Raw genomic sequence first — 22,241 nt, 5'->3', positions numbered from 1 at the left:
GCCTGAGAATGCGAGCTGCGTCCATGTCCTACCAGAAGGGAATGCCCGCCTACCCAGAGGACATGACGCTGCGTGAAAGCTCTCAATCTCGGAATCCTCGCCCATGTCGACGCCGGTAAGACCAGCCTGACCGAACGGCTGCTGCTCGATGCCGGCGTCATCGACGAACTCGGCAGCGTCGACGACGGCAGCACCCGCACCGACAGCCTGACGCTGGAACGGCAGCGCGGCATCACCATCCGCTCCGCAGTCGTCTCCTTCGTCGTCGCCGGGGTCACCGTCAACCTGATCGACACCCCCGGCCACCCGGACTTCATCGCCGAGGTGGAACGCGCCCTCGGCGTACTCGACGGGGCGGTGCTCGTCGTCTCCGCCGTCGAGGGCGTCCAGGCCCAGACCCGGGTGCTGGCCCGCACCCTGCACCGGCTCGGCATCCCCACCCTGATCTTCGTCAACAAGGTGGACCGGGCCGGCGCCGATCCGGACCGGGTGCTGCGCCAGATCGCCGACCGCCTCACCCCGGACGTGGTCGCCCTCGGCCGGGTCGAGGCCGCCGGCACCCCGGCCGCCCGCTGGCTGCCCTTCGAACCCGACGATCTGGCACACCGCGGGCGGCTGCTCGACCTGCTCACCGCGCACGACGACACGCTGCTCGCCGCGTACGTCGCCGACGAGCAGGCGGTGACTCCGGCCCGGCTAGGCGCGGCGCTCGCCACCTGGACCGCGCAGGCCCGGGTGTACCCGATCCACGCCGGCTCGGCCATCACCGGCGCAGGTGTGGACGACCTGATCGCCGCCGTCGCCGAGCTGCTCCCCGCCGCCGAGGGCGACGACGACGTCCCGCTCTCCGGCACCGTCTTCAAGGTCGAGCGCGGCCCGGCCGGCGAGAAGATCGCGTACGCCCGGATCGTCGCCGGGACCGTGCGGGTCCGCGACCGGATCCGCTACCGGCGGGACCACGAGGCCAAGGTCACCGGCGTCGACGTCTACGACGGCGGCGAGGCGATGTCCGCCGACTCGGCCGGAGCGGGCCAGATCGCCCGGCTGTACGGCCTGACCGACATCCGGGTCGGCGATCCGCTCGGCGATCCGCCCGACCGGCACGCCGGCCGGCACCATTTCTCGCCGCCGACCCTGGAGACCGTGGTCATGCCCGTCCGGGCGGCCGACCGGCCGGCCCTGCACGCCGCCCTCGCCCAGCTCGCGGAGCAGGATCCGCTGATCAACCTCCGCCAGGACGACCTGCGCCAGGAGATCGCGGTGTCCCTCTACGGCGAGGTGCAGAAGGAGGTTATCCAGGCCACCCTCGCCGACGAGTACAGCGTTCCGGTCACCTTCCGGGAGACCACCACCGTCTGTGTGGAACGGCCGGTCGGGGTCGGCGCCGCCGTCGAGTGGATCGGCCGGGAGCCGAACCCGTTCCTCGGCACCGTCGGGCTCCGGGTCGAGCCCGGTCCGCTCGGCAGCGGCGTCGAGTTCCGGCTCGGCATCGAACTCGGCTCGATGCCGCTGGCCTTCCTCAAGGCCATCGAGGAGACCGTTCGGGAGACCCTGCGGCAGGGCCTGCGCGGCTGGGAGGTGATCGACTGCGTGGTCACCCTCACCCACGGTGGCTACTGGGCGCGACAGAGCCACTCGCACGGGGTGTTCGACAAGAGCATGTCCAGCACCGCAGGCGACTTCCGCAACCTCACCCCGCTGGTGCTCATGGCCGCGCTCGCCCGCGCCGGCACCCGTATCCACGAACCGGTGCACCGGTTCCGGCTGGAGGTGCCGGCCGACCTGTTCGGCGCGGTCCTGCCGGTGCTGGCCGGCCTCGACGCGGTGCCCCGCACGTCCGCCCTGCGCGGCATGACGTACCTGATCGAGGGGGAGGTGCCGGCCGGCCGGGTGCACGCGCTGGAGCAGCGGCTGCCGTCGCTCACCCGGGGTGAGGGAAGCCTGGAGGCCGAGTTCGACCACTACCGGCCGGTGCGTGGACCGGAACCGGGCCGGCCCCGCTGGGATCACGATCCGCTCAACCGCAAGGAGTACCTGCTCGCCGTGGCGCGCCGGGTCACCGGCCGGCCGCAGCGGTGATCGGCGCGGGTACCGGGCCCGCACCGCGCCCACGGCACGGCAAGTTGTCTGACCCCGCCGATAGCGTGGGCTCGCAGATGTGCGAGGAGGGTAAATCGTGGCAAAGAGCCGGGAAAAGATCAGCGTCACCTGCGCCGAGTGCGGCCACACACGATCTGTGCGTGCGGCACTCGTCCGCGGCTTCGACGCGCTGGTATGCGCCCGCCACCGCCTCCCCGATCCGCCGGCCTCGTTGGTCGTGCCTGACGGCCACCTCGTGGCCGTCACCCCGAACGTCGCCGGATACTTCACCGGCTACACCGTCAGCGAACCGACCCCCGCCCAGGCACGCTCGGTCTGGCGCGCCAAGGCGCTCGTCGCCGCCGCGACCGGTCGCCCCGCCCCACCGCCGCCACCGGACGACGACATGTCGGCCTGGCAGCCGGTCATCGACGCACTCACCGCCAAACTCGGCCCAGACGGCTGGGATCTCGCCGACGCCGTTTCCGAGCGCGGCCGCCGGGGCCGGGTGTGGGCAGTAAAGATCTACACCGACTTCGGCTGGGCCGGATTCCTCGACGGGACACCCCGGCAGATCGCCGCGGAGCTGGCCGCGATCCGCGACGACTACGCCCGAGAGATAGCCGCCGCCCGGCTGAACTGTCCCCGCTGCGACGCCGACCTGTCCCCGACCGCGCCCACCACTCGCTGCGACTGCGGCTCGGTCGCCTGGCAGCCGGTCGCCTGGAATGCCAACGACTGGGTTTCGGCGATCGCCGACGCGCTGGCCTACATCGACGACGCCCCACCGTACGAGGTCGCCGCCGAACACGTGTTACTCACCTGCCTGCTCGAACCCCACATCCAGTTGTACGCGGGCGACCCACGGCTGCCAGCGGTCACCTTCGAGGACATCGCGGCTGCGCTGCAGGTGCTCGTTCCAAACGCGCGCTGGGCGACGATCGGCGAACGGCTGCGTGCAGTGCTGCCCTTGGGCGCCCTCTGGGAGGGCGGCCGCGCCGCGCAGCTGCGCCAGGCAGCGAGCGCCCTGGGGTACGAGCTGGTCCGCAGCCACCCGATCCACGACCTGCGCACCCCATGCCTGTTGGCAGGTGACGACACCGACCGCGGACTGCCGAAATGGTTCGACGTCACCGCCGCCGACGAGGGCTGGCAGCTGCGGATCGACGCTGACGCCGGACGGCTGCGGCAGCGGTGCGTCGACGAGCATCCAGACACGGACGACGAAGACCTCGGCGAGGCAATCGACCAGGTCCTGGACGACATCATGCTCTCCGACGATGACGTCACGTGGGCGGTAGACGGCTATTGGTGGGAAGGCTCCCTAACGGTCGCTCGCTCGATCGACGACCCAGGTGACGTTGCGGTGCTGACCGCGGCATTACGCGAGGGCGTCGAGGCGGTGGCCGCCCTGCACGCCACCGTCAGCACCCGCGTCACCGCCTTCTTACGCGATGCCGGCCAGACGGCATGAGCGGTCGGGGCGAGGCACCTCGCCGCCGTGGTCTGCCGACTCGTTGTCAGCACCCCTGGTCGGCTTTAGTTATGAATCCTTTGTGGATATAGAATCTCCGGGTGGGATTTCTCCGGCTGTGGAAGGCCGCGATGCATTTGGGTGGATTCCAGCCGGTGGTGCTGTGTGTGTGGGCTGGTGTGGGGAAGATCACGGTGGCGTGGGGTGGTCGGTGAGTCGGAAGCTGTCCCTGGCCGAAGGTGAGGCCTCCTGTACGGCGTGTGCCCGCGCGCTGCTGCGTACCGGGGTGGATGAGGCGACCGGCGTTGTTCTGTCCCAGTCGGTGTTGGCACAGCGGGTGGGTTGGTGTGCTGATCTGGTGGCGGGCATGGTGGGCGCTCTGATGAGCGGGCATTGGAACAGCGTCGATGTGGGGGTGTTGGCGTCCGGGCAGGATGCGGGTGGGCGGAGGTTGCCGTCGAACGCGTGGATGGCGTTGCGGCGGCTGGGCTGGACGACCCCCGTGCCGGTGGGTGTGCGGGTTAATGATCGGGTTGTGCGGATGGCGCAGGAGCAGGCCGGACGCGTCCTGCGGTCGGTGAAGTGGCGTGCCGATCTGACCGCCGGGGTCCTGGCTACCTGGCCGGCCGACCCGCGTAGGCGCACCCCCGCCGAGTGGGAGCAGGTGCGTACGGCGATCCCTGGCGGGGAGCATCTGCCGTCGAGCGTGATCAAGGGCCGTACCCGGCAGGCCGTCACGTTCCTCAACGCTAACGGGCGTCTGCCGGTGGATGTGTTCGAGCTCGAGGGCGTTGCGCGGGTGTCGCGGGTGCTGTTGCTGGCGGCGTGTGACCGGCAGCAGGCCACCATTGAACGTTGCGAGGCTGACCCGGGCAGGGTGCTGCTGCGCTTGCAGTTGCCTACCCGTGCGGATCCGCGCTCGTATCGGGATTGGACGTGGGTGGCCTGTCCGATCAGTCTGCCGCCCACAGTTCCCGCCTCGGGGATACTGCACCTGCCGACCCTGCGAGTGGTGGGCGGCAGGGTGCGCGCCGATATGGCATACACGCACCCGGTGCCGAAAGCCCGACGTACCGGGCACACGGTGGCGCTCGGCGTGGACTGGGGCCTCAACACGCTGTTGTCCGCCGGTGCGCTGCGACTACAGACGGATGGTCGGATCCGCGCGTTGGGGGCTGGTGGCCAGTTCCGCGCCGCCGGTGTCCTGGCCAAGCAGCACCGCCTGCGCCGCCACAGTGAGCGGCTGCACGCCAAGGCCGACCACTACCAGCGGCTCATCGCCGGTGACCAGCAGCACGACCTCGCCGGCAAACATACGGTGCTGCGTGACGAGATCCAGCGTGTGTCCGCCCGCCGCCAGAACCTGAACGACGCGCTCGCGTGGGCTGCCGCCCGCTGGGCGGTGGATCAGGCGATCGCCGCCGCCGCGACCGTGATCTATGTCGAAGACCTGCGATCGATGGAAGCCAAGGGTATGGGCCGTACGTTGAACACGCGCCTGTCCCAGCAGGTCCGCGGGAAGATCGTCGACCGGATGCGGCACTGCGCCGCCGAGGCGGGTGTCGCCGTGGTCCCCGTCCCCGCCCGCAACACCTCCAAACACTGCCCCCAGTGCCTGACCCCGCTACGACATTGCAAAGCGCCCGACCAGCCGACCGTGGCGGGATGGAAGTGGGCGATCTGCCCAAACACCGGCAGTTGCGGCTGGCAGGGCGACCGCGACCAGGGGGCCTGGCGGCGCATCGCCGCCCGCGGCCTCACCCACCAGACCAAGACCGTCATCGACCGCGCCAGCGGTGCCATGGTGATCCGTTCGGTCGTGGACGCCCTCGAAACCGCAGCCGTCGTCACCCCCACCACCAAGACCAGCCGGGAGGACCGGTCGAAGACCGGCCCCACCCGGCACAAGCCACCACGCCCTGCGCCCAGGCGACGCAGGGCACCCTCCCCCACCTGGCCTCATGGTCGGGCGGGCAAGCGTCCGGAGGGACACGCACCAACGGACCGGAAACTGCCCCGCGCAGCCCACCGACACCAGGGCGTGAACACGATCAGCACACCCACCACCGGCCACCAGCCGGGAGGAGCCGCACTGGGCGCAGGATTCCACTACCACGCCCACGCCTCCCCACCACGGTGGGAAACGATCCCGGAAACTGATTCCAACTAAGGATCGCTTAGCTGATCTGAGACGCTACGGGTTCGAGTCCCTGGTCCCATCCCGGGGCCCTCTCGGTTGTAGCGCAGTCAGGCAGGGCGTCACCTCGCCATGGTGAAGATCGCCGGTTCGAATCCGGCCAGCCGCTCGGACATCCCCTCGACCAAGGAGAAGACGATGGGTTTCACCCCGCTGGCCGGTACCCGGGCGCCGGTCCGGGTCTGGACCGACCCCTACAGCATCGAGGCGCAGGCGGCCAAGCAGCTGCGCAACATCGGCGCCCTGCCTTGGGTGCAGGGGGTCGCCGTCATGCCGGACGTGCACTTCGGCAAGGGCGCCACTGTCGGCTCGGTCATCGCGATGCGTCAGGCCGTCTCGCCGGCCGCGGTCGGCGTGGACATCGGCTGCGGCATGTCGGCGGTACGCACCTCGCTCACCGCGGCCGACCTCCCCGACGACCTCGCCCCGCTGCGTACGGCGATCGAGGCGGCCATCCCGGTCGGCTTCGCCATGCGGGACGACGCGGTCGACCCGCGCCGGATCCGCGGCCTGGAACAGGGTGGCTGGGACGAGTTCTGGCGGCGCTTCGCCAACCTCGACCGGAAGGTCGCACAGCTGGAGACCCGGGCCCAGCGCCAGCTGGGCACGCTCGGCGGCGGCAACCACTTCATCGAGGTCTGCCTGGAGCAGGGCGGCCCGGACGACGGCCAGGTCTGGCTGATGCTGCACTCCGGGTCCCGCAATATCGGCAAGGAACTGGCCGAGCGGCACATGGCGGTGGCCCGCGGGCTGCCGCACAACGTCGACCTGCCCGACCGGGACCTCGCGGTGTTCCTCGCCGGCACCCCGGAGATGGACGCCTACCGCCGGGACCTCTGGTGGGCGCAGGAGTACGCGCGCCGCAACCGGGCCGTCATGCTCGCCCTGCTCTGCGAGGTGGTGCGCGACGAGTTCCCGCACGTGACCTACGACGAGCCGCTCTCGTGCCACCACAACTATGTGGCGGAGGAGACGTACGACGGGGTGGAGGTGCTGGTGACCCGCAAGGGTGCCATCCGGGCCGGCAAGGGCGACCTCGGCATCATCCCGGGGTCGATGGGCACCGGCTCGTACATCGTGCGCGGCAAGGGCAACCCGGACGCGTACTGCTCAGCGTCGCACGGCGCCGGGCGGCGGATGTCGCGCGGGCAGGCGAAGCGGACGTACAGCACCGCGGACCTGGCGGCGCAGACGGCCGGCGTGGAGTGCCGCAAGGACGCCGGGGTGGTGGACGAGATTCCCGGCGCGTACAAGGACATCACCGAGGTGATGGCGCAGCAGGAGGACCTGGTCGAGGTGGTGGCGCACCTCAAACAGGTGGTCTGCGTGAAGGGCTGAACCGGTCGGCGCCCTCGGGGGCGGGGCGCCGACCGGTTCGCACTCACGACCAGCGGCGAATCAGCCCGTACGTGTCGCTTTGATCGCCTTGGCGGTGACGTTCATGACCGCGTCAGGGTCGGTCATGCTGCGTCCGTAGTAGTAGTACATGACGTGTTCGGCCCTCAGGTTGAACACCTCGGGGAGGGTGCGCTTCATGAGGTCGATGTAGTACGGCTCTGGTGGCTGGAAGGAGAAGTTCTCGATCAGGACGAGCCCACCCTTGCCGTTCTGGTGGGCCTTGTCGATGAACTCCTGGGCGTTCGGCAGCAGGACCTTGCTGTAGGGGTTCTTGCCGTCGCCGTTCGGTCCGAGGTCGTCCGACATCCGCCAGGGCCGGCCGTCGCAGCCAAAGTAGTCGATGTTCTGGATCCGTGCGCAACGCTCCACGTTGTAGGGGTTCTTGACGGTGTCGTCCCCGTAGAGGAAGAGCGAGACCGCCGTATCGGGCTTGATGCTCTTGGCGTGGGCGGAGACGTCGTCGAAGAAGTCCGCCACGGCGTCGGTGTACCAGGTGGCGTCCGAGCCGGGGGGCTTCCGCGCGACGGCGTTGGGGCTGAGGTCCTCGGTGTTGAGGGTCTTCAGCTCATCCCAGATGATGCCGTCGATCGGCCACTGGGTCAGGATCTTCTGGACGCTGTTCTTGAAGAAGTCGACAACTTCCGGGTAATGCACACTGCTTGCCATCCCGAAGCCGGTGTTCTTCGGATTGCCCTTGCTGTCCAGGATCCAGGAGTTGCGGTTCTTGCAGGTGAAGGTGCTGGGCACCTTCAGCGATCCGGCGAGGATGTTTCCCCACCGGGACGGGACCGCGAACACCTTCATGCCGACCCGGTTCGCCTCGGTGCAGATGCGGTCGACGTTTTCGATGGCGGCGTCGAGGTCCTGCTCCAGGATGCCGATGCACACCGCGTCGGTGCCCTGCTGCGCCATCCACGCCATGTCATCGCGGACGGCTGAGGGGACCGACGTGTACATGTGACCGCGGAAGTAGTAAGCACTGAGGATCTGCCACGGCGCCTTGCCCGCGCCGGGCTTGGCCGGTGCGGCGACGGCCGGGGTGGGCATCGCCAACCCGCCGCCCAGTGCCAACGCCTCGACGCCTGCCGCCGCGAGCGCTGACTTCTTCAGGAAGTCCCGGCGGGACTCCTGCCTCTTTCCCGGGTTGTCGAGGGGCATTGCTACTCCTTCTCTTGCTCGGATTTTCGCGAGGGCGTGCCGCTGGGCGGTCCTCACCGCGGCATCACGATGGTGAAGTAGCTGTTGTTTCCGCTGACCCCGGAACGGCCCGCGTTCGGGCCGAGGACGACCTCACCTGAGGGGACCTGCCTGGCGAGGACGGCATAGGTGGTTCCGCTGGTGGTCGTGACCGTCAAGTTCGTGTGCTGGAAGCCGTCGGTCAGCCACGCCGGCCACCAGTCGCCCTCGCCGCGAGCTTCGAAGCAGACGTAGACCGTGGCATCCCGGTTGACATCGAACGTGAGGTAGCGGGCCGGGCTGGTCGCGCTCTTGTCCGCGTTCGCGCCCGGCACGAGAACACCGCCGGCCAGCGCGCTCGGCAGGGTGCTGATGGTGTAGTCGCGGTCGACGAGGTACTGCGCACCGGCCTGAGCCATACCGGTGCCCGCCAGCTTGTCGGGGACGACGTTGCGGACGAGGTCAGTCGCCACGGCAACGGCGCCGCCGTCACTCGGAACCTCCAACTGCCGGTTGCCACTCGGGTCCACGTACGTCGCCACCGCGTACAGGGTCGCTCCGCCGAAGAACCCACCTGGCGGGGTCACGTTCCACGTCACCTCCACCTGCTCTCCCGGCTGGACCGTGGCGGTCGTGGGGCCCGCCACCTGTTCCACGCCCCAGTCGTACGGTGCCCGCAGCGACAGCACGAGGTTCTTGATCGGTTGACCGCTTGCCGCCTGGTTCGTGAACGTCGCCGACACCGGAGCGGCTTCGCCTGCTTTCAGCGTGCCGATCGGGGCCAGCTCGACGCTGACCGGCGCCGGCGCCGGGCCCGTGTGGCTGAAGGCCACATCCTGTACGTACGGCCCGAAGCTGAGCATGGCGACGCGGGCGGCCGCCACGTAGTCCGTCAGCAGGCGTCCGTTGACGAAGACGTCCTTGAACGCCAGACCGGTGACCTGATGTTGCGCGTCGTACCCGTGGAAGGCGTACGGGGTCTTGTTGTCATTCGTGCTGTTGCTGCTCGGGTGGTAGTCCGTGACCCGCACGTTCCGGAAGGTCACGTTGCTCAGACTGCCCGCCACGTTTTGACCGGCGCGTGGTGAGAGGTCCTGGGAGAGCAGATGCGCGACGTCGTGGACGTCGATTCCGTCATAACTGATATCACGGAATGCGGCGCCATCACGGGCGACGAGACCGAACGCACGATCAGCGGTCACCACCGTATTGCCGGCGAACCTGATGCCGTAGAACTGCGCCGACCGCGATTCGGTACCCAGCTTCAGCGCTGTCTTCAGCGTTAGCAGCACCGAGTTCGAGACCGTGAGGTCATGCGGATCGGCGAGCAGGTCACTGTTATCAGTCGCCTTGGCCACGAACGAGTCATCGCCGGTGTAGGCGAACAGCCGATCCACGGTTACCTTCGACGAGCTGTCCACGTCCACGCCGTCGGTGTTCGGGTTTGTCATGTCGTTGATGATGCGGACATTGTTGACCAGCACGTTCCGCGAGTTCAGGATATGGGTGTTCCACGCCGCGGAGTCACGCAGGACGACATTGCTGATCTGCACATTGCTGGAGTTAACCACCCGGATCAGGTTGGCGGCGCGGCCGGCCTGGCGCAGCTTCTTACCATCGCCGTCAATGACGCCGCGGCCGGCGATCCCGGCGTTCTGCACATTGTCGAAGTAGATCAACCGGCTGAAGGTCATGATCCGACCGTCCGTGCCGACCTCGGTGCGTCCGGGATCGACCGGGTAATCGGCCGGGTTGCTCGTGCCCTGGATGACCGCACCGTCAGCCAGGTAAAGGGTGACCTGACTGCGCATGGCGAGCGTACCGGTGAGGTACCTGCCGGGCGGGAAGTAGACGGTGCCGCCACCCTGTCCGGCCACGGTGTCGATGGCCTGCTGGATCTGTGCGGTCTGCACCGAGTCCCCGGCCGGATCGACACCGAGATCCACGACGTTCCACACCTTCGCACCGGATGGCGCGCCCGGGTTCTTGCTCAGCGAGTCGGCGAACAGGAAGAGCCGCGGGCCCTTCGGCAGGGTCAGCACGAGGTTGGCCGGATCCGCCAACGCCACGGTGACGGCGTCCGGGGAGTAACTCGCCGTGCCCGCGCCCTCGGGCAGGAGTTTGGCGCCGACGAGCAACCCGCTCACCCTGCTCACGGTGATCGAGACGGGCTTGTCGAACGCGAAGCTCGCGTACGCGATGTCCTTGTACGCGTTGACGAACACCGGTTGCCCGTCCACGCTCACCCGGTAGTCGGTGCTTTCGCTGGCACCCGGCAGTGACCGGTAGGGCTCAGTCGTGGCTGCCGCACCCTGGGCGACTCCCGACGACACCAGCGTCGCGGCGGCCACGACCGAGGCCGCCGTCACGCCAATCGCCAGGCCGCGCGCTCTCATCGGCTGACGCCAACCGCCGTGCATCCGATTCGCTGCCCTCCGGGGTGCGGTCGCCCGTCTGAGGAGTCGCAGTGCAGATGTAAGGGACTGTCGGGCTGTCATCATTCCTCGCTTTCATTCGAGTCGAGCGGTCGTATCAGGCAGATGCCGCCGCAGATCGCCCGGTGCATCACGCCCAGGACTCGGCGGCCCTGATGAGCATCGCGGCGGTCACGCCGAAGGCGATGTACAGAGGGACTGCGAGAGCAGCACGGGTGATGGCCAAGGAATGCCGTGTGTTTTCGGCAGCAGCATGCCACACCCCTTCCGGCTTATTTGAGAACGCGGAGCGGTCCCGGCTGAGACGGCGAAGTCCCAGGGCGTTCTCCGTATGTTCATCGCAAAATGATTCCCCGATTCGGGGGACGGGTTGATAACGCCATGCGGCCGTAGATCTCGCTGGGCGTCTCGAACTCGATCGGCACCTCGCGGTTGCGGCTCACCGGTTCATACGTCCCGTCCTTTCCGCCGGCTGGTGTGAAACCGTTTGCGGTCAAGAGTGACCACACCAGACCTGGGCCATGCGAGTCAATGGCCGCCGACATTGAAACTTGTTTCATCGGCGGTCGCCGCTCCAGCGTGGCCCAACGGCCCGTCGAGTCGCTCCAGGTGCGCCTGCTGAGCAGCCCCGAAAACCCGGGCAGCGATGAAGCCCCGGGGGCTGACCGAGGCAGCCGGTCAACGACACATCGGCTGCGATACCTGGTGGGCACCGCAGCCGATGTGGTTGTTGAGGACGGTCGTAGCCGGCTATCCGGCGCTACCGGAAGAGACTGACCAGTTGTTCTGCTGTGACGTCTTGTCCAGCACCGTTGTACATGGCGTTCGTGACCACGGTCCATGCGGCACGGGGCCAGGTACGGAAGGTGATGTGGCCGCCGGCGATGGTGGCCTCACCCTTGCCGACATCGAATGTGGCGATGTTGGTGGCGCCGCCGATGGCGGAGGTGCCGTGGGCGTAGCCACTGACGAGCAGGTTGTCCTCCTTGGGGTAGGTGGAGGCGACGTGGGCGTCGCCGGTCACCTTGAACGCCGCGTCGTTGTTGAACCAGGTCGGCCACGACTCGGGCATCCCCCAGGCCGCCGGGACATCGGGGTTGTAGTGGTGCTTGAGCAGCGCCCCGGGCGCGTTGAACGTGGTCCGGTTGGTGGGCGTGATGTTCTGGACCGGCAGACCGAGCGACGTGGCCGCGGTGGTGGCGGCGCTGCCGAACGCGACGAGGTTGCCGCCTGCCGCCACGAACTGCTTGAGCTTGTCGAGTCCGTCGGGTACGCCCCGAGCCCAGTGGAACTCCGGAGGGTTCTTGTCGGGATCGAGGCCGCGCGTGATGGTGTTCGCCGAGATTCCCGGGGCGAGCACGATGGTGTCGTACCTGCTGCTCAGGTCGGCGTAGTCGTCTGCGGCGACGACCTCGTAGTTCACGCCGATCTGGTCGAACATCCACATCATCCACCCGCCGGGCATGTTGTTGGCCCCGCGAATGAGCCCCACCCGGGTGTTGTCCTTCAGTCTGACCGCGGCAACCTTGGGCACCGAGTTGGTGGCATATACCGGCAGGCCGGTCTTTTGGCTGGCCTTGGTCAGCACCTGGCGCGCCTTCGGTTCCTTCGACGGTACGAGCACCGCACCGGCGGGCAGTGTCCTGCCCTCGACCGTGACAGCGGCTTTGGCGCGGTACGTCGGCACGGCCGAAGCCTGCAGATCAGCGATGACCTGACCCAGCCCGTACGAGGTGGGGCTGAGGACGTAGGCGCCGTTCTGACCGGGGTGGGCCGGCATCTGCTGCTTCACCGGTTCGATGCCCTTGATCCGCGTCGTGGTCACCTCGAAGGGCTTCGTCACGGCGTTGACGTCGACACCCATGAACAGCGCGATGTTGTCGGTGGTCTCGCTGTACGGCATGATCAGCGGGCACTGCGCGCACTTGCGCGCGCTGTCCGGGTATTCGTCGATTCGAAGTAGTTGATCGACCCAGCGGCCCATCGGTTGGTTCGTCTTGAGTATGTAGGAGCCCTCGGGGTATCTCCGGTCGCCCGCGGTGAACGCCCTTGTGGCCTGCTCGATCTCCACCTGGCCGAAGTCGAAGATCTTCAGCATGTCGTACAGGGCGTACGGGTCGCGCTGGTCTGCCGAAACGACGTACGCGTACGGGCCGCCGTCCCACGTCTCGCTGTTGCGGTTGGACAGGTAGAGGTTGTTGTACAGCCACGACGTGGGGTCCTTGGCGACCGTCTTCATGCCCGAGTAGGCCGCGACGTCCCCGTACTCAACGATCTGCTTGAGCGACCAGGTCTTGCTGTCGTACGGCAATACCGAGCGCAACGTCTTGTCGGCGGGCTCGAGGACCTTGTCGGAGGTGTAGGGGTAGGCGAGATCCTTGGCCGATGCGATTTCGGTCAACCAGGTCGACGTGCCGAGGAATGGGCTGTGGCCGATGACGTCGGCGTTCCACAGAATGCCGTAGGCATCATTCCATCTTGAGCCCTTCTTGCCCTCCGCCACGAGGTCACGCTGGGTCTGCATGCCGAGTGAGTTGGACGCGGAGACAACAATCGGGTCCAATGTCTCGGACATCGGCTCGTCCCACGGCGGCGACCAGATTCGCGGGGACGTGGCTCCCGCTTGGTGCATGTAGTGCTGCGCGACCGGGCGGTATTTCTGTTCGAGCCTGACCCGAGTCTGCGACTCCTTCTGGGTGAACATGAACCAGTCGCGGTTGTTGTCATGCCCGGCATAGTGGTGGTACAGATCCGGGTAGGTCCGGTCGAAGTCGGTGCCCGCCGTCTTGTTGAAGTGGTCGACCACCAGATGCTGCCCGTCAGGGTTCTGAGACGGGACGATGAGCAGGATCACGTTGTCGAGGACCTGCCGGGTGAACTCGGAATTCTCCGTCGCCAGCCGGTGCACGACATCGACCAGGGACTGGGTGGGGCCGACCTCTGTCGAGTGGATCGTCGCCTCGATGTAGTAGACCGGCAGGCTCTGGGCGGCGAGTTGCCTGGCGTACTCGTCGACCGGGATGCCTGCCCGCTGTGCCTCTGTCCGCATCACCCGCAGGTCGGACAGGCGCTTGTTGATGTCGAGGACCTGGTTGACTCGGCTGAGGTTTTGCTTGTTGCTCATAAGCAGGGTCGGGAAGTCGTTGCCGAGTGTTGTCCGGTCCACAACCTCGTATTCGACTTCGTCCGAGCGGTCGGCGATGAGCTTGAAGTAGCGCTTGATGCTGTCGAAGTCGGCGAGCTTCCCCTCATCGCCCATCGCAAAGCCGAAGAATTCCTTCGGCGTCGGGACGCCCTTGGCCTTGACGCTGGCCTGAGCTGGTGGTCGCTCGCGCAGATGGGCCTGCACGGGTACAGACACGAGTCCCACCATGGCCGTGGCAACCGCCATGGAGGCTAAGTTCCGTAACCTCATCGTGCCTCCTCGCATGGAAATCGGTGATAATAGAGTCACGACAATGTCACGAGACGGTCAACCATTACCAATCGGTAAGGTCAAAACTAAAGACGATCTTCCCGGAAGTGGCTACTCGCGGGGCCATTCGTCCGCCGAGTCGCGTTAATCTATGCCTTTGATCCACGCCGATACCGAATCCGGCGTCTGGGTCGGTCGCTGTTCCGGCAGGTCGTGCCGGGCGTGGTCACCCGTTCGGGCGAGGGTGGACGGCAACCTGCGCCTCGCCTCGCTAACGCGCCCGTGCGGCCCGTCGCTTCGCTACCGTCAGTAGCGTGACGATCGTGAGGGTGCGCCTGCGCGGCGGGCCGTACGACGGGGTGGCGGTGAGCTGGGACGTGCCGGACGCGGACGACCCGCCGCTGACGTACGAGCTCAAGCTGCATGGACCCCATGAAGCGACGGAAAACGTCGAGTACCGCCGGGTGGAGCGGGCGCCCGAGGGTGCGGCCGAGTCGTGGATCTACGAGACGCCCGAGACCTCTGCCGGGTAGGGATCGACTCTTCGACCTGGACGCGATGCCGGCGATTGCCGCAACGGCCAATTTCACGTCAACGTCATTGACGCGAAAGTAACTGGTGGCGTTCACTGAGACCTGTGAACGCCAAACGGGTCTACGTCCAGACGGCGCGGGCGGCTGCGGCGGCGCAGACCCGGCAGCGCATCCTGGACGCCACCGCGGCGCTGGCCCGGCAGCAGGCGTCGGTGGAGATCGTCCTCAACGATGTGGCGGAGTCCGCCGGGGTGAGCGTGCAGACGGTGCTGCGGCACTTCGGCAGCCGGGACGGCCTGTTCGAGGCGGCAGCGGCGCACGCGGTGCAGCAGGTCGCCGCGGAACGACGCTCCCCGGTCGGCGACATCGCTGCCGCCGTTCAGACCCTGTTCGACCACTACGAGCGCTGGGGCGAGGTGACGCTGCGCCTCCTCGCCCAGGAAACGCTCGATCCGAAGGCCTACGCGGTGACCGAGCAGGGGCGCGAACTGCATCGTGACTGGGTCGGTGAGGTCTTCGCGCCGATGCTCGCCGCCCGGTCGCCCGAGTCGGGCGAAGCGATCACCGACCTGCTGGTCGTCGCGACCGACCTTTACACGTGGAAGCTTCTCACCCGAGACCGGCGGCTGCCCAGGGAGCAGGCGGAAGCCAGGGTCCGGCATCTCATCACTGCGATTCTTGGAGAGTCATGATGGTGTCATCGCTCTTCGTCACCTGGGACGGTGGTGGCAACGTGCCGCCGGCACTCGGCATCGCCGCCGAACTCCACCGTCGCGGGCACGCAGTTCGCCTGCTCGGTCACCCGCGCCAACGCCAGGCGGTGGAGGCGGCCGGGTTGCGATTCGAGCCGTACCGGCACGCCCGCGCCTGGTCGCCGGTGACACGTACCACCAGCCCGCGGTGGGCGGTGAAGTATCTGAACCTGTTCACCGAGAGGGCCGTGGGCGCGGATGTGGCCGAGTCCCTGCGCCGCGAGCCGACCGACGTCGCCGTGGTCGACTGCATGCTGCTGGCCGGAATCAAGGCAGCTCAGGATCTCGACGTTCGGCAGGTCACGCTCATGCACACCCTGTATCACTACCTGCGCGGCCCCTGGGCTCGGGGGCCGATCGGGCTGGTCGCGCGGGCCAAGGGCATTCCGCCGACGCGGCTGTGGGGCCGCAGCGTGCTGAGCCTGGTGGCCACCGCGCCGGATCTGGACGAGGCCGCCGCTCTGCCCGCGAACGCGCGGATCATCGGTCCGGTGTGGCCCGTCGGTGCGCCCGCTCCGGCGCCCCACGCACCGCAGCCACGGATCCTCGTCAGCCTCAGCTCGATCTACTACGTGGGCCAGCAGGCGGTGTTGCAGTCGATAATGGAGGCCGTTGCCGGCCTAGCCGTGCAGGCGGTGGTCACGACCGGTCACGGCGTCAGGCCCGATCAGATCCGCCCACCGGCCAACGTCGAGGTGCACCAGTTTCTGCCGCACGCATCGATCCTGCCGACAGTGAGCCTGGTCGTCGGGCACGCCGGGCACAGCACCACCGTCCAGGCGCTGGCGTACGACCTGCCGATGGTGCTGATCCCCATGTCCTCGCTCGGCGACCAGCCAGCGGTGGCCAGAGCCGTCGCCCGTCAGGGGGCCGCCACCGTGCTGCGCAGGTCGGCCTCGGCCGGCGACATCCGAGCCGCGATCGAACGCATGCTCGGCGAGGGCCCCCACCGTGCCGCCGCCGCCCGACTCGGCAGGCAGATCCGCTCGGCCGACGGAGCGACCGCCGCCGCGGACCTGATCGAGCGGCTGACCGTCCCTACCCCGCGGCGGCCATGACGACGGGGATCGCCACGACGTTGACCCGGGAGCCGTTCCGGGCCGACACCTCGTACACCTCGATGGTGCCCGGTCCAGCGGTGGCCCGCCGGTAGCCGACGGTCACCCGGTAGTCGCCGCGGCAGCCGGAGCCGCAGGCGGCGAGGGTGAACCCGGTGCCGATCTCTCGGCCGGTGGCGTCCAGCACCCGCACGCTCACCGTCGCCTCGAACACTTCCGCGCTGCCGGTGACGGTGACCGGGCTGGTGATCCGGTCACCGACCGCCGGGGCTGCCACCACGATCGGCGGCAGCAGGTCGGCGTAGTCGTCGCGGCCGGTCGGTGCGGCGTCGGCGAAGGCCACCCGGCGCACGGTGGGGAACTGGGTCAGCGTCCAGACCACCTGGGCCTCGCGGAGCCGCACGTTCGTGAGGCCGCCGCTGTCGAAGCCGGCCGGCGGAGCCAGCATCGCCACCCCACCGGCGATCCGGGTCACCTGCCCGCCGGGCAGGACCAGGGTGGTCATGCCGGTGGCGGCCTCGGCCAGGGACGGGCCGGCGGCCAGCTCGGTGAGCGCCAGCCGGGAGGTGGCCACGGTGGCGGGCAGCGTACGCCGGGTCGGCACGAGCTTCCCGTCGCGGGTGAACCACAGCTGCACGGTGACCGTCCCCGCCGGGCCGGGCGTGTCGACAGTCGTGGGAGCTGACGGGGTGTGCCGGCTGGGCGAGGCGATGGGGGAGGGCGTCCCGGGTGCCGCGCCCGTCGAGGCACCGGCGGTCGGGGAGGATCCGCCCGGGGCCGGGCCGAGGGTGCCCGTTCGGGCCGGCGCACACCCGGCGGCGAGCAGCAGCAGCGCCGCGAGCGGGGCGATCAGGCGTCGCATCGGTCACCTCCGTGGTCGGCCGGCAGTTCGAGCCGGAAGCGGCTGCCCCGGCCGACCTCGCTGTGCACCGTAAGGTGTCCGCCGAGCAGCCGGGCGTTCTCCAACGCGATGGCCAGACCGAGGCCGCTGCCGGATCCGGCGCGGGACGGGTCGACCTTGTAGAAGCGGTCGAACAGGTGCCACAGGTGTTCGGCGGGAATGCCCGCGCCCCGGTCGGTGACCTCGACGATCACCGTGTCGTCGGTGTGCCGTACATCGGCCCGGACCGCGCCGCCGCCGTGCTCGATCGCGTTTGACAGCAGGTTGGCCAGCACCCGTTCCAGCCGGCGGGGGTCGGTGCCGGTCGCCGGTGCCTCCCCGGCCACGGTCACCCGGTCGGCCCAGGCGCGTGTGTCGACGATCCCGCGCAGCAGCGCGACGACGTCCACCGGCTGGATCGACAGGGCCTCCCGTCCGGCGTCCAGGCGGGAGATCTCCATCAGCTCCTCGACGAGCCGGCGCAGCCGGACCACGTCGGTGACCAGGAGTTCGGCGGCCCGGCGGGCGTCGGTGGGGAGCGCGTCCAGTTGGTCGGCGAGCAGCGACGCCGCCGCCACCAGGGCGGTGACCGGCGTACGCAGTTCGTGTGCCACGTCGGCGGTGAATCGCCGCTCCCGGGCCTGGGCCCGGGACAGCGCCTCGATCTTCGTCTCCAGCGCCTCGGCCATCTCGTTGAACGACGCGGCCCACACGCTGAACTCGTCCCGGCCGCGTACCGGCAGCCGGGTGTCCAGCAGCCCCTCGGCGACGGCCCGGGCCGCCCGGCTGGCCCGGCCGACGGGTTCCAGGGTCCGCCGGGCGAGCGTGTTGCCCACCCCGGCGGCGAGCAGCACCACCACGGCCCAGCCCACGGCCAGGGCCGTGCGGAGCTGGCTCAGGCCGTCGACGAGGTCGTCCTCCACGGTCACCACGTACAGTTCGGCGGTGGAGCCGGGGATCCGGCCGCCGACCACCAGCAGGTGCGGCCGGGCGCCGTCGGGGGAGCGTTGGAAGCCGAGCTGCCCGGCGGCGACCGTGGCCCGCAGGGCCCGGCCGGGCGTGGGCGCGTACCGGGGGTTCGACGCCTGGGTGCCGCCGGCGACCAGCAGCACGTGCCGCCCGTTCTGCTCGAAGCTGGACAGCAGGTCGGCCCGGCGGGCGTCGGTCAGCGGCAGGAACTGCGCGGCGAGCACGAGCTGGTAGCGGGCGTCGGCCGCCGCGCGTTGCAGCGAGCCGTCGAATCGGGCCTGCCGCAGCATCAGGTACGACCCGCCGGCGAGCGCGCCGGCGGAGACCCCGGCGACGACTACGAACGCGATGACGAGCCGGCGCCGCAGCCGCCCGGGCGCGACCGTGCCCGCGATCATCGCACCTCACCCCGTCGACAGCTTGTAGCCGGCGCCGCGGACCGTCCTGATCAGCGTCGGCGCGCCGGGATCGTCCTCCACCTTGGCGCGCAGCCGTTGCACGGCCACGTCGACCAGTCGGGAGTCACCGAGGTAGGTGTACCCCCAGACCCGGTCGAGCAGCAGTTCGCGGGTGAACACCTGCCCGGGTCGGCGGGCCAGCTCCAGCAGCAGCCGGAACTCGGTCGCGGTGAGGATCAGCTCCCGACCCGCCTTACGGACCACGAACCGTGCCGGGTCGATGTCCAGCGGCCCGGCGGTCACCACGGCCTCGGTGACCGGGGCGACCGCACGGCGCAGCACCGCGCGGACCCGGGCGACCAGCTCCGGCAGGTCGAACGGTTTGCGCAGGTAGTCGTCGGCCCCGCACTCCAGCCCGACGACCACGTCGATGGTGTCGGTGCGGGCGGTGAGCATCAGGATCGGTACCTGGCTGGTCCGCCGGATCTCCCGGCAGACCTCGAAGCCGTCGAGGCCGGGCAGCATCACGTCGAGCACGATCAGGTCGACCGGCCGGGCCCGCCACGCGCTGAGGGCCGCCGGGCCGTCCACGGCGGTGTCCACCCGGAACCCGGACCGCCGCAGACCGAGGGCGGTGACCTCCCGGATGGAGGCATCGTCCTCGACGACCAGCACGCGGCCCTCCATAATGCCTTTACGGTAGCCCGGCGCGGCGCCGCGGTCGCTGTCGTAACGGTCGGTGATGGGGGACCGGTCAGCCCCCATCACCGCCAAACGGGTCACTGCTGCCACTGGTGGGCCACGTCGAGGACGATCCGGCTGTGCGTGCCCGGGCCGCTGAGCACGAAGACCCGGAACGGCAGCTGGGCGCGGACGCCCACGGCGAAGGTGGTGTAGCCCTCGAAGCTGCCGCCGAAGACCACGTCCCGCAGCGTCCGGTAGCCCAGCGCGTTCGCGGCGTGCTCACCGGTGCGGTACGGCACGGTGGCGGCGTGGCCGGCGTCGTACGCGGGCGCCCGCAGCGACACCCGCAGCAGCGCGCCCCCGGCGGTGTACGGGGACAGCGCCAGCCCCCGCCCCTCGGTGTAGGTCTCCCCGTACGCGACAGACCAACCGTCTGCCGGGCCGGCGAACTCGAAGACCACCCGGTCCCAGCAGTCGTGCTGCCCGGTACGGACCTCGACCAGTGGGGCAATGCTGAGCGGGCCGGCCGCCTTGGCCGTGCTGCCCCAGGTGATCCCGCAGTACGGCGCGGCCGCCGTGGCGCCACCCGCGCCGGCGACCAGCCCGCCGAGCATGACGACCAGCGCCACCAGTGCTCTCCTGAGTCTCATCGCTGTCCTCCTGTCGATACTCCGGATGACCGCCGGACCATCTCCGGTGGTCCCGTGGCTCGACCGTTGACCCGCCGGGCCACAGCGGCTTCGCAGCCGGGTAACCGCCGGGTAACAGCCGTGGTGGCGGGTGTCACCGCTGTGGGAGGCGGTGGCCAGCGTCCGGGTGGTCAAAAACCCGGGGTGGTCCCCGGAACACCTGCCCGCAAGATGATCGATACGTCGGAGGGCGACCTCGCGCACCTGGCACCGGCAGGTCCGGCCGCGGTTGTCCACGTTGAGGCGTTGATCGCGGGGGCCGGGCCGGCCGGGGAGATCGATCGGGCAGAATAAGCGGATGCCGCCACGTACCCCCTCGGTGTCCTGCGTCTTCGTCTGTCACGACGGCGCGGGCCGGCTGCTGCTGGCCCGGCGCGGCGCCGGCGCCCGCGACGAACCGGGCACCTGGGACACCGGCGCGGGCGCGCTGGAGTTCGGCGAGACGTTCGAGGCCGCGGTGGCCCGCGAGTTGTGCGAGGAGTACGGCACCGCGCCGCTGGCGATCGGCCTGCTCGGGGTGCGCAACGTGCTGCGCGACGACCCGCCGTCGCACTGGGTGGCGGTGGTGTTCGCCGTTCGGGTCGACCCGGCGACGGTTGCCATCGGCGAGCCGCACAAGTTCGACCGGATCGGCTGGTACACCCGCGAGGCGCTGCCCACGCCGCTGCACTCGCAGGTCGCGCCCACCCTGGCCATGTTGCCGGAGTCCCTGGACCGGCTACCGTGACCCGAATGCCGCTGAGCCGACGCCGTCTGCTCCAGTCCCTTGGCGCCGCGGCCGGGCTCGCCGGGCTCGGCGCGGCGGGCGTCGCCCTGGTCGACGCCGAGGTGCTGCCGGGTCGGTCGGTGCTGAACCAGGCGCTCGGCCGCTGCGACGCCCGTCCACCGGACGCGCCGCGCGCCCCCGCGCCGCCGCCGGTCACCGGCAGCTTCCGCTCCGCGGCGCGGCGCCGGCAGGTCGGCTTCGCCATCGCCTACCCGCCCGGGTACGCCCCGGGCGCGCGGCTGCCCGTCTGCCTGGCCCTGCACGGGTACGCGGCGGACGCCCGCACCGCCGTCGACGCCGCCGGATACCCGGAGTTCCTGGTCGGCGACGGCTCCGGGTCGCGGCGCGGCGTCGGACGCGCCGAGTTGGCGAAGGCGTTGCCGCACGGCGGGGCCCCGTTCGTCCTCGCCGCCCCGGACGGCGGGGACGGCTACTGGCATCCCCACTCCGACGACGACCCGCTCGGCATGCTCGTCGACGAGTTCCTGCCGCTGCTCGCCGAGCGGGGGCTGCGCACCGACCGGGTCGCGGTGGCCGGCTGGTCGATGGGCGGGTACGGCGCCCTGGTCGCCGCGCTGACCTACCCCGGCCGGTTCCGGGCCGTGGTCGCCACCTCGCCGGCGATCTTCCACTCGTACGACGACGCGAAGCGGGTCAACGCGGGTGCGTTCGACAGCGCCGCCGAGTGGGGCCGGTACGACGTGACCGCCCGGGCACGCGAGTTCGCCGACATGCCGGTGCGGATCGCCATCGGCGCGGCCGACCCGTTCGCCAAGGCGGTTCGTACGCTGCGCGACCGGCTGCCCGACCCGGGCACCGTGGAGATCAGCACCGGCTGCCACGACAACGACTTCTGGCGGTCGGTCGCGCCCGGCCAGGTACGCGCGATCAGTGCCGCGCTGGCGGGCTGACCTCCCGGGTCGCCCACTGGACGGTGATCCAGGTCGGCTGGCGGGCGATGGGACTCAGCCGCGCTGCCGCGCCTGGCAGGGGACGCAGTAGCGGGCCGACGGCCGGATCTCCAGTCGGGCGACGGGGATCTCGCTGCCACAGCTCTCGCAGCGGCCGTAGGTGCCCTCGGACATGCGCCGCAGCGCCCCCGCGCTGTCCGCGATGCCCTGCCGGGCGGTCTCCATCAGCGCCCGCAACGTGTCGGGGTCGTGGCCACCGTGGTTGGGTTCCCGGCTGTACGCGGTGAGTTCGATGAGCTGACCGGTGTGCGTCTGGAACTGCCGTTCGAGGGTGTCGCGCAGGGCTGCGGTGCGACTGCGCAGCGTATCGGTCATGGTGGCTGCCTTTCCGTGGAGTGTGCCGGTGCGGGGCCGGGGCGAAAGGTGG

At 69.7% G+C, this 22,241-nt stretch carries 17 protein-coding genes and 1 tRNA gene; 10 read left to right on the top strand and 8 right to left on the bottom strand.

The annotated features are described in order from the left end of the window. The first annotated feature begins 72 nt into the window (after positions 1–72). The 5 genes from ACNAW0_RS09465 to ACNAW0_RS09445 all read left to right on the top strand — a co-directional run bounded on the left by ACNAW0_RS09465 (position 73) and on the right by ACNAW0_RS09445 (position 7,088). The gene (locus tag ACNAW0_RS09465) at positions 73–2,079 is read left to right on the top strand and encodes a GTP-binding protein (protein WP_416287354.1); all 2,007 of its coding nucleotides are present in this window, start codon (positions 73–75) and stop codon (positions 2,077–2,079) included. A gap of 157 nt (positions 2,080–2,236) precedes the next feature. Then, positions 2,237–3,553, top strand: a complete 1,317-nt coding sequence (locus ACNAW0_RS09460) for a hypothetical protein (RefSeq protein WP_416287353.1) — start codon at positions 2,237–2,239, stop codon at positions 3,551–3,553. 43 nt (positions 3,554–3,596) lie between these two features. After that, positions 3,597–5,723, top strand: a complete 2,127-nt coding sequence (locus ACNAW0_RS09455; RefSeq protein WP_416287352.1) for a zinc ribbon domain-containing protein — start codon at positions 3,597–3,599, stop codon at positions 5,721–5,723. 63 nt (positions 5,724–5,786) lie between these two features. Beyond that, a tRNA-Gly gene (locus ACNAW0_RS09450) sits at positions 5,787–5,859 on the top strand. A gap of 29 nt (positions 5,860–5,888) precedes the next feature. Continuing rightward, the gene (locus tag ACNAW0_RS09445) at positions 5,889–7,088 is read left to right on the top strand and encodes an RtcB family protein (protein ID WP_416287351.1); all 1,200 of its coding nucleotides are present in this window, start codon (positions 5,889–5,891) and stop codon (positions 7,086–7,088) included. A 60-nt stretch (positions 7,089–7,148) separates the two neighbouring features. Here the strand turns inward: ACNAW0_RS09445 and ACNAW0_RS09440 are convergent, their stop codons facing one another. The 3 genes from ACNAW0_RS09440 to ACNAW0_RS09430 all read right to left on the bottom strand — a co-directional run bounded on the left by ACNAW0_RS09440 (position 7,149) and on the right by ACNAW0_RS09430 (position 14,120). After that, entirely contained in the window at positions 7,149–8,306 is a 1,158-nt protein-coding gene (locus ACNAW0_RS09440) for a hypothetical protein (RefSeq protein WP_416287350.1), read from the bottom strand. A 53-nt stretch (positions 8,307–8,359) separates the two neighbouring features. Beyond that, the gene (locus ACNAW0_RS09435; protein ID WP_416287349.1) at positions 8,360–10,675 is read right to left on the bottom strand and encodes a glycosyl hydrolase family 28 protein; all 2,316 of its coding nucleotides are present in this window, start codon (positions 10,673–10,675) and stop codon (positions 8,360–8,362) included. Positions 10,676–11,519: 844 nt separating this feature from the next. Continuing rightward, on the bottom strand, positions 11,520–14,120 hold the full coding sequence (locus ACNAW0_RS09430) for a M14 family zinc carboxypeptidase (RefSeq protein WP_416287348.1): 2,601 nt from the start codon (positions 14,118–14,120) through the stop codon (positions 11,520–11,522). 368 nt (positions 14,121–14,488) lie between these two features. On the opposite strand from ACNAW0_RS09430, the gene ACNAW0_RS09425 reads away from it, so the two are divergent. The 3 genes from ACNAW0_RS09425 to ACNAW0_RS09415 all read left to right on the top strand — a co-directional run bounded on the left by ACNAW0_RS09425 (position 14,489) and on the right by ACNAW0_RS09415 (position 16,517). Continuing rightward, positions 14,489–14,707: a hypothetical protein gene (locus tag ACNAW0_RS09425; protein ID WP_416287347.1), complete on the top strand. Its 219-nt coding sequence runs from the start codon at positions 14,489–14,491 to the stop codon at positions 14,705–14,707. A 104-nt stretch (positions 14,708–14,811) separates the two neighbouring features. Continuing rightward, complete coding sequence (locus ACNAW0_RS09420) at positions 14,812–15,399, top strand: TetR/AcrR family transcriptional regulator (protein WP_416287346.1); 588 nt, start codon at positions 14,812–14,814, stop codon at positions 15,397–15,399. Beyond that, positions 15,396–16,517: a glycosyltransferase gene (locus ACNAW0_RS09415; protein WP_416287345.1), complete on the top strand. Its 1,122-nt coding sequence runs from the start codon at positions 15,396–15,398 to the stop codon at positions 16,515–16,517. The genes ACNAW0_RS09420 and ACNAW0_RS09415 overlap by 4 nt, the downstream gene beginning before the upstream one ends. On the opposite strand, the gene ACNAW0_RS09410 is transcribed toward ACNAW0_RS09415, so the two are convergent. From ACNAW0_RS09410 to ACNAW0_RS09395, 4 genes are all read right to left on the bottom strand, one after another. After that, positions 16,498–17,379, bottom strand: coding sequence for a Gmad2 immunoglobulin-like domain-containing protein (locus tag ACNAW0_RS09410; protein ID WP_416287344.1), 882 nt, complete (start codon positions 17,377–17,379; stop codon positions 16,498–16,500). The two genes, ACNAW0_RS09415 and ACNAW0_RS09410, sit on opposite strands and share 20 nt — an antisense overlap. Then, entirely contained in the window at positions 17,367–18,764 is a 1,398-nt protein-coding gene (locus ACNAW0_RS09405) for an ATP-binding protein (protein WP_416287343.1), read from the bottom strand. The genes ACNAW0_RS09410 and ACNAW0_RS09405 overlap by 13 nt, the downstream gene beginning before the upstream one ends. A 6-nt stretch (positions 18,765–18,770) precedes the next feature. Continuing rightward, a complete protein-coding gene (locus ACNAW0_RS09400; RefSeq protein ID WP_416287342.1) occupies positions 18,771–19,451 on the bottom strand; it encodes a response regulator in 681 nt (226 codons plus the stop codon). A 92-nt stretch (positions 19,452–19,543) separates the two neighbouring features. Then, the gene (locus ACNAW0_RS09395) at positions 19,544–20,098 is read right to left on the bottom strand and encodes a hypothetical protein (protein ID WP_416287341.1); all 555 of its coding nucleotides are present in this window, start codon (positions 20,096–20,098) and stop codon (positions 19,544–19,546) included. Between the two features lie 337 nt (positions 20,099–20,435). On the opposite strand from ACNAW0_RS09395, the gene ACNAW0_RS09390 reads away from it, so the two are divergent. Both ACNAW0_RS09390 and ACNAW0_RS09385 read left to right on the top strand, forming a co-directional pair. Then, a complete protein-coding gene (locus tag ACNAW0_RS09390; protein ID WP_416287340.1) occupies positions 20,436–20,864 on the top strand; it encodes an NUDIX domain-containing protein in 429 nt (142 codons plus the stop codon). A gap of 5 nt (positions 20,865–20,869) precedes the next feature. After that, the gene (locus tag ACNAW0_RS09385; RefSeq protein ID WP_416287339.1) at positions 20,870–21,814 is read left to right on the top strand and encodes an alpha/beta hydrolase; all 945 of its coding nucleotides are present in this window, start codon (positions 20,870–20,872) and stop codon (positions 21,812–21,814) included. A 54-nt stretch (positions 21,815–21,868) separates the two neighbouring features. On the opposite strand, the gene ACNAW0_RS09380 is transcribed toward ACNAW0_RS09385, so the two are convergent. After that, positions 21,869–22,189 (bottom strand): TraR/DksA family transcriptional regulator, encoded by a 321-nt coding sequence (locus ACNAW0_RS09380; protein ID WP_416287338.1) that lies wholly within the window; start codon positions 22,187–22,189, stop codon positions 21,869–21,871. Positions 22,190–22,241: the final 52 nt, after the last annotated feature.

Origin of the sequence: Micromonospora sp. SL1-18 (assembly GCF_047921505.1) — a bacterium.
GTDB lineage: Bacteria > Actinomycetota > Actinomycetes > Mycobacteriales > Micromonosporaceae > Micromonospora.
Note: the sequence above shows the minus strand (reverse complement) of the source record. Positions and strands in the feature narration are given on the sequence as shown.

Bases quoted from the DNA above. Each gene is read 5' to 3' on its own strand.
- ACNAW0_RS09445 (WP_416287351.1), top strand. From the start codon at position 5,889: ATGGGTTTCACCCCGCTGGCCGGTACCCGGGCGCCGGTCCGGGTCTGG.
- ACNAW0_RS09440 (WP_416287350.1), bottom strand. From the start codon at position 8,306: ATGCCCCTCGACAACCCGGGAAAGAGGCAGGAGTCCCGCCGGGACTTC.
- ACNAW0_RS09415 (WP_416287345.1), top strand. From the start codon at position 15,396: ATGATGGTGTCATCGCTCTTCGTCACCTGGGACGGTGGTGGCAACGTG.
- ACNAW0_RS09410 (WP_416287344.1), bottom strand. From the start codon at position 17,379: ATGCGACGCCTGATCGCCCCGCTCGCGGCGCTGCTGCTGCTCGCCGCC.
- ACNAW0_RS09405 (WP_416287343.1), bottom strand. From the start codon at position 18,764: ATGATCGCGGGCACGGTCGCGCCCGGGCGGCTGCGGCGCCGGCTCGTC.
- ACNAW0_RS09400 (WP_416287342.1), bottom strand. From the start codon at position 19,451: ATGGAGGGCCGCGTGCTGGTCGTCGAGGACGATGCCTCCATCCGGGAG.
- ACNAW0_RS09395 (WP_416287341.1), bottom strand. From the start codon at position 20,098: ATGAGACTCAGGAGAGCACTGGTGGCGCTGGTCGTCATGCTCGGCGGG.
- ACNAW0_RS09390 (WP_416287340.1), top strand. From the start codon at position 20,436: ATGCCGCCACGTACCCCCTCGGTGTCCTGCGTCTTCGTCTGTCACGAC.
- ACNAW0_RS09385 (WP_416287339.1), top strand. From the start codon at position 20,870: ATGCCGCTGAGCCGACGCCGTCTGCTCCAGTCCCTTGGCGCCGCGGCC.
- ACNAW0_RS09380 (WP_416287338.1), bottom strand. From the start codon at position 22,189: ATGACCGATACGCTGCGCAGTCGCACCGCAGCCCTGCGCGACACCCTC.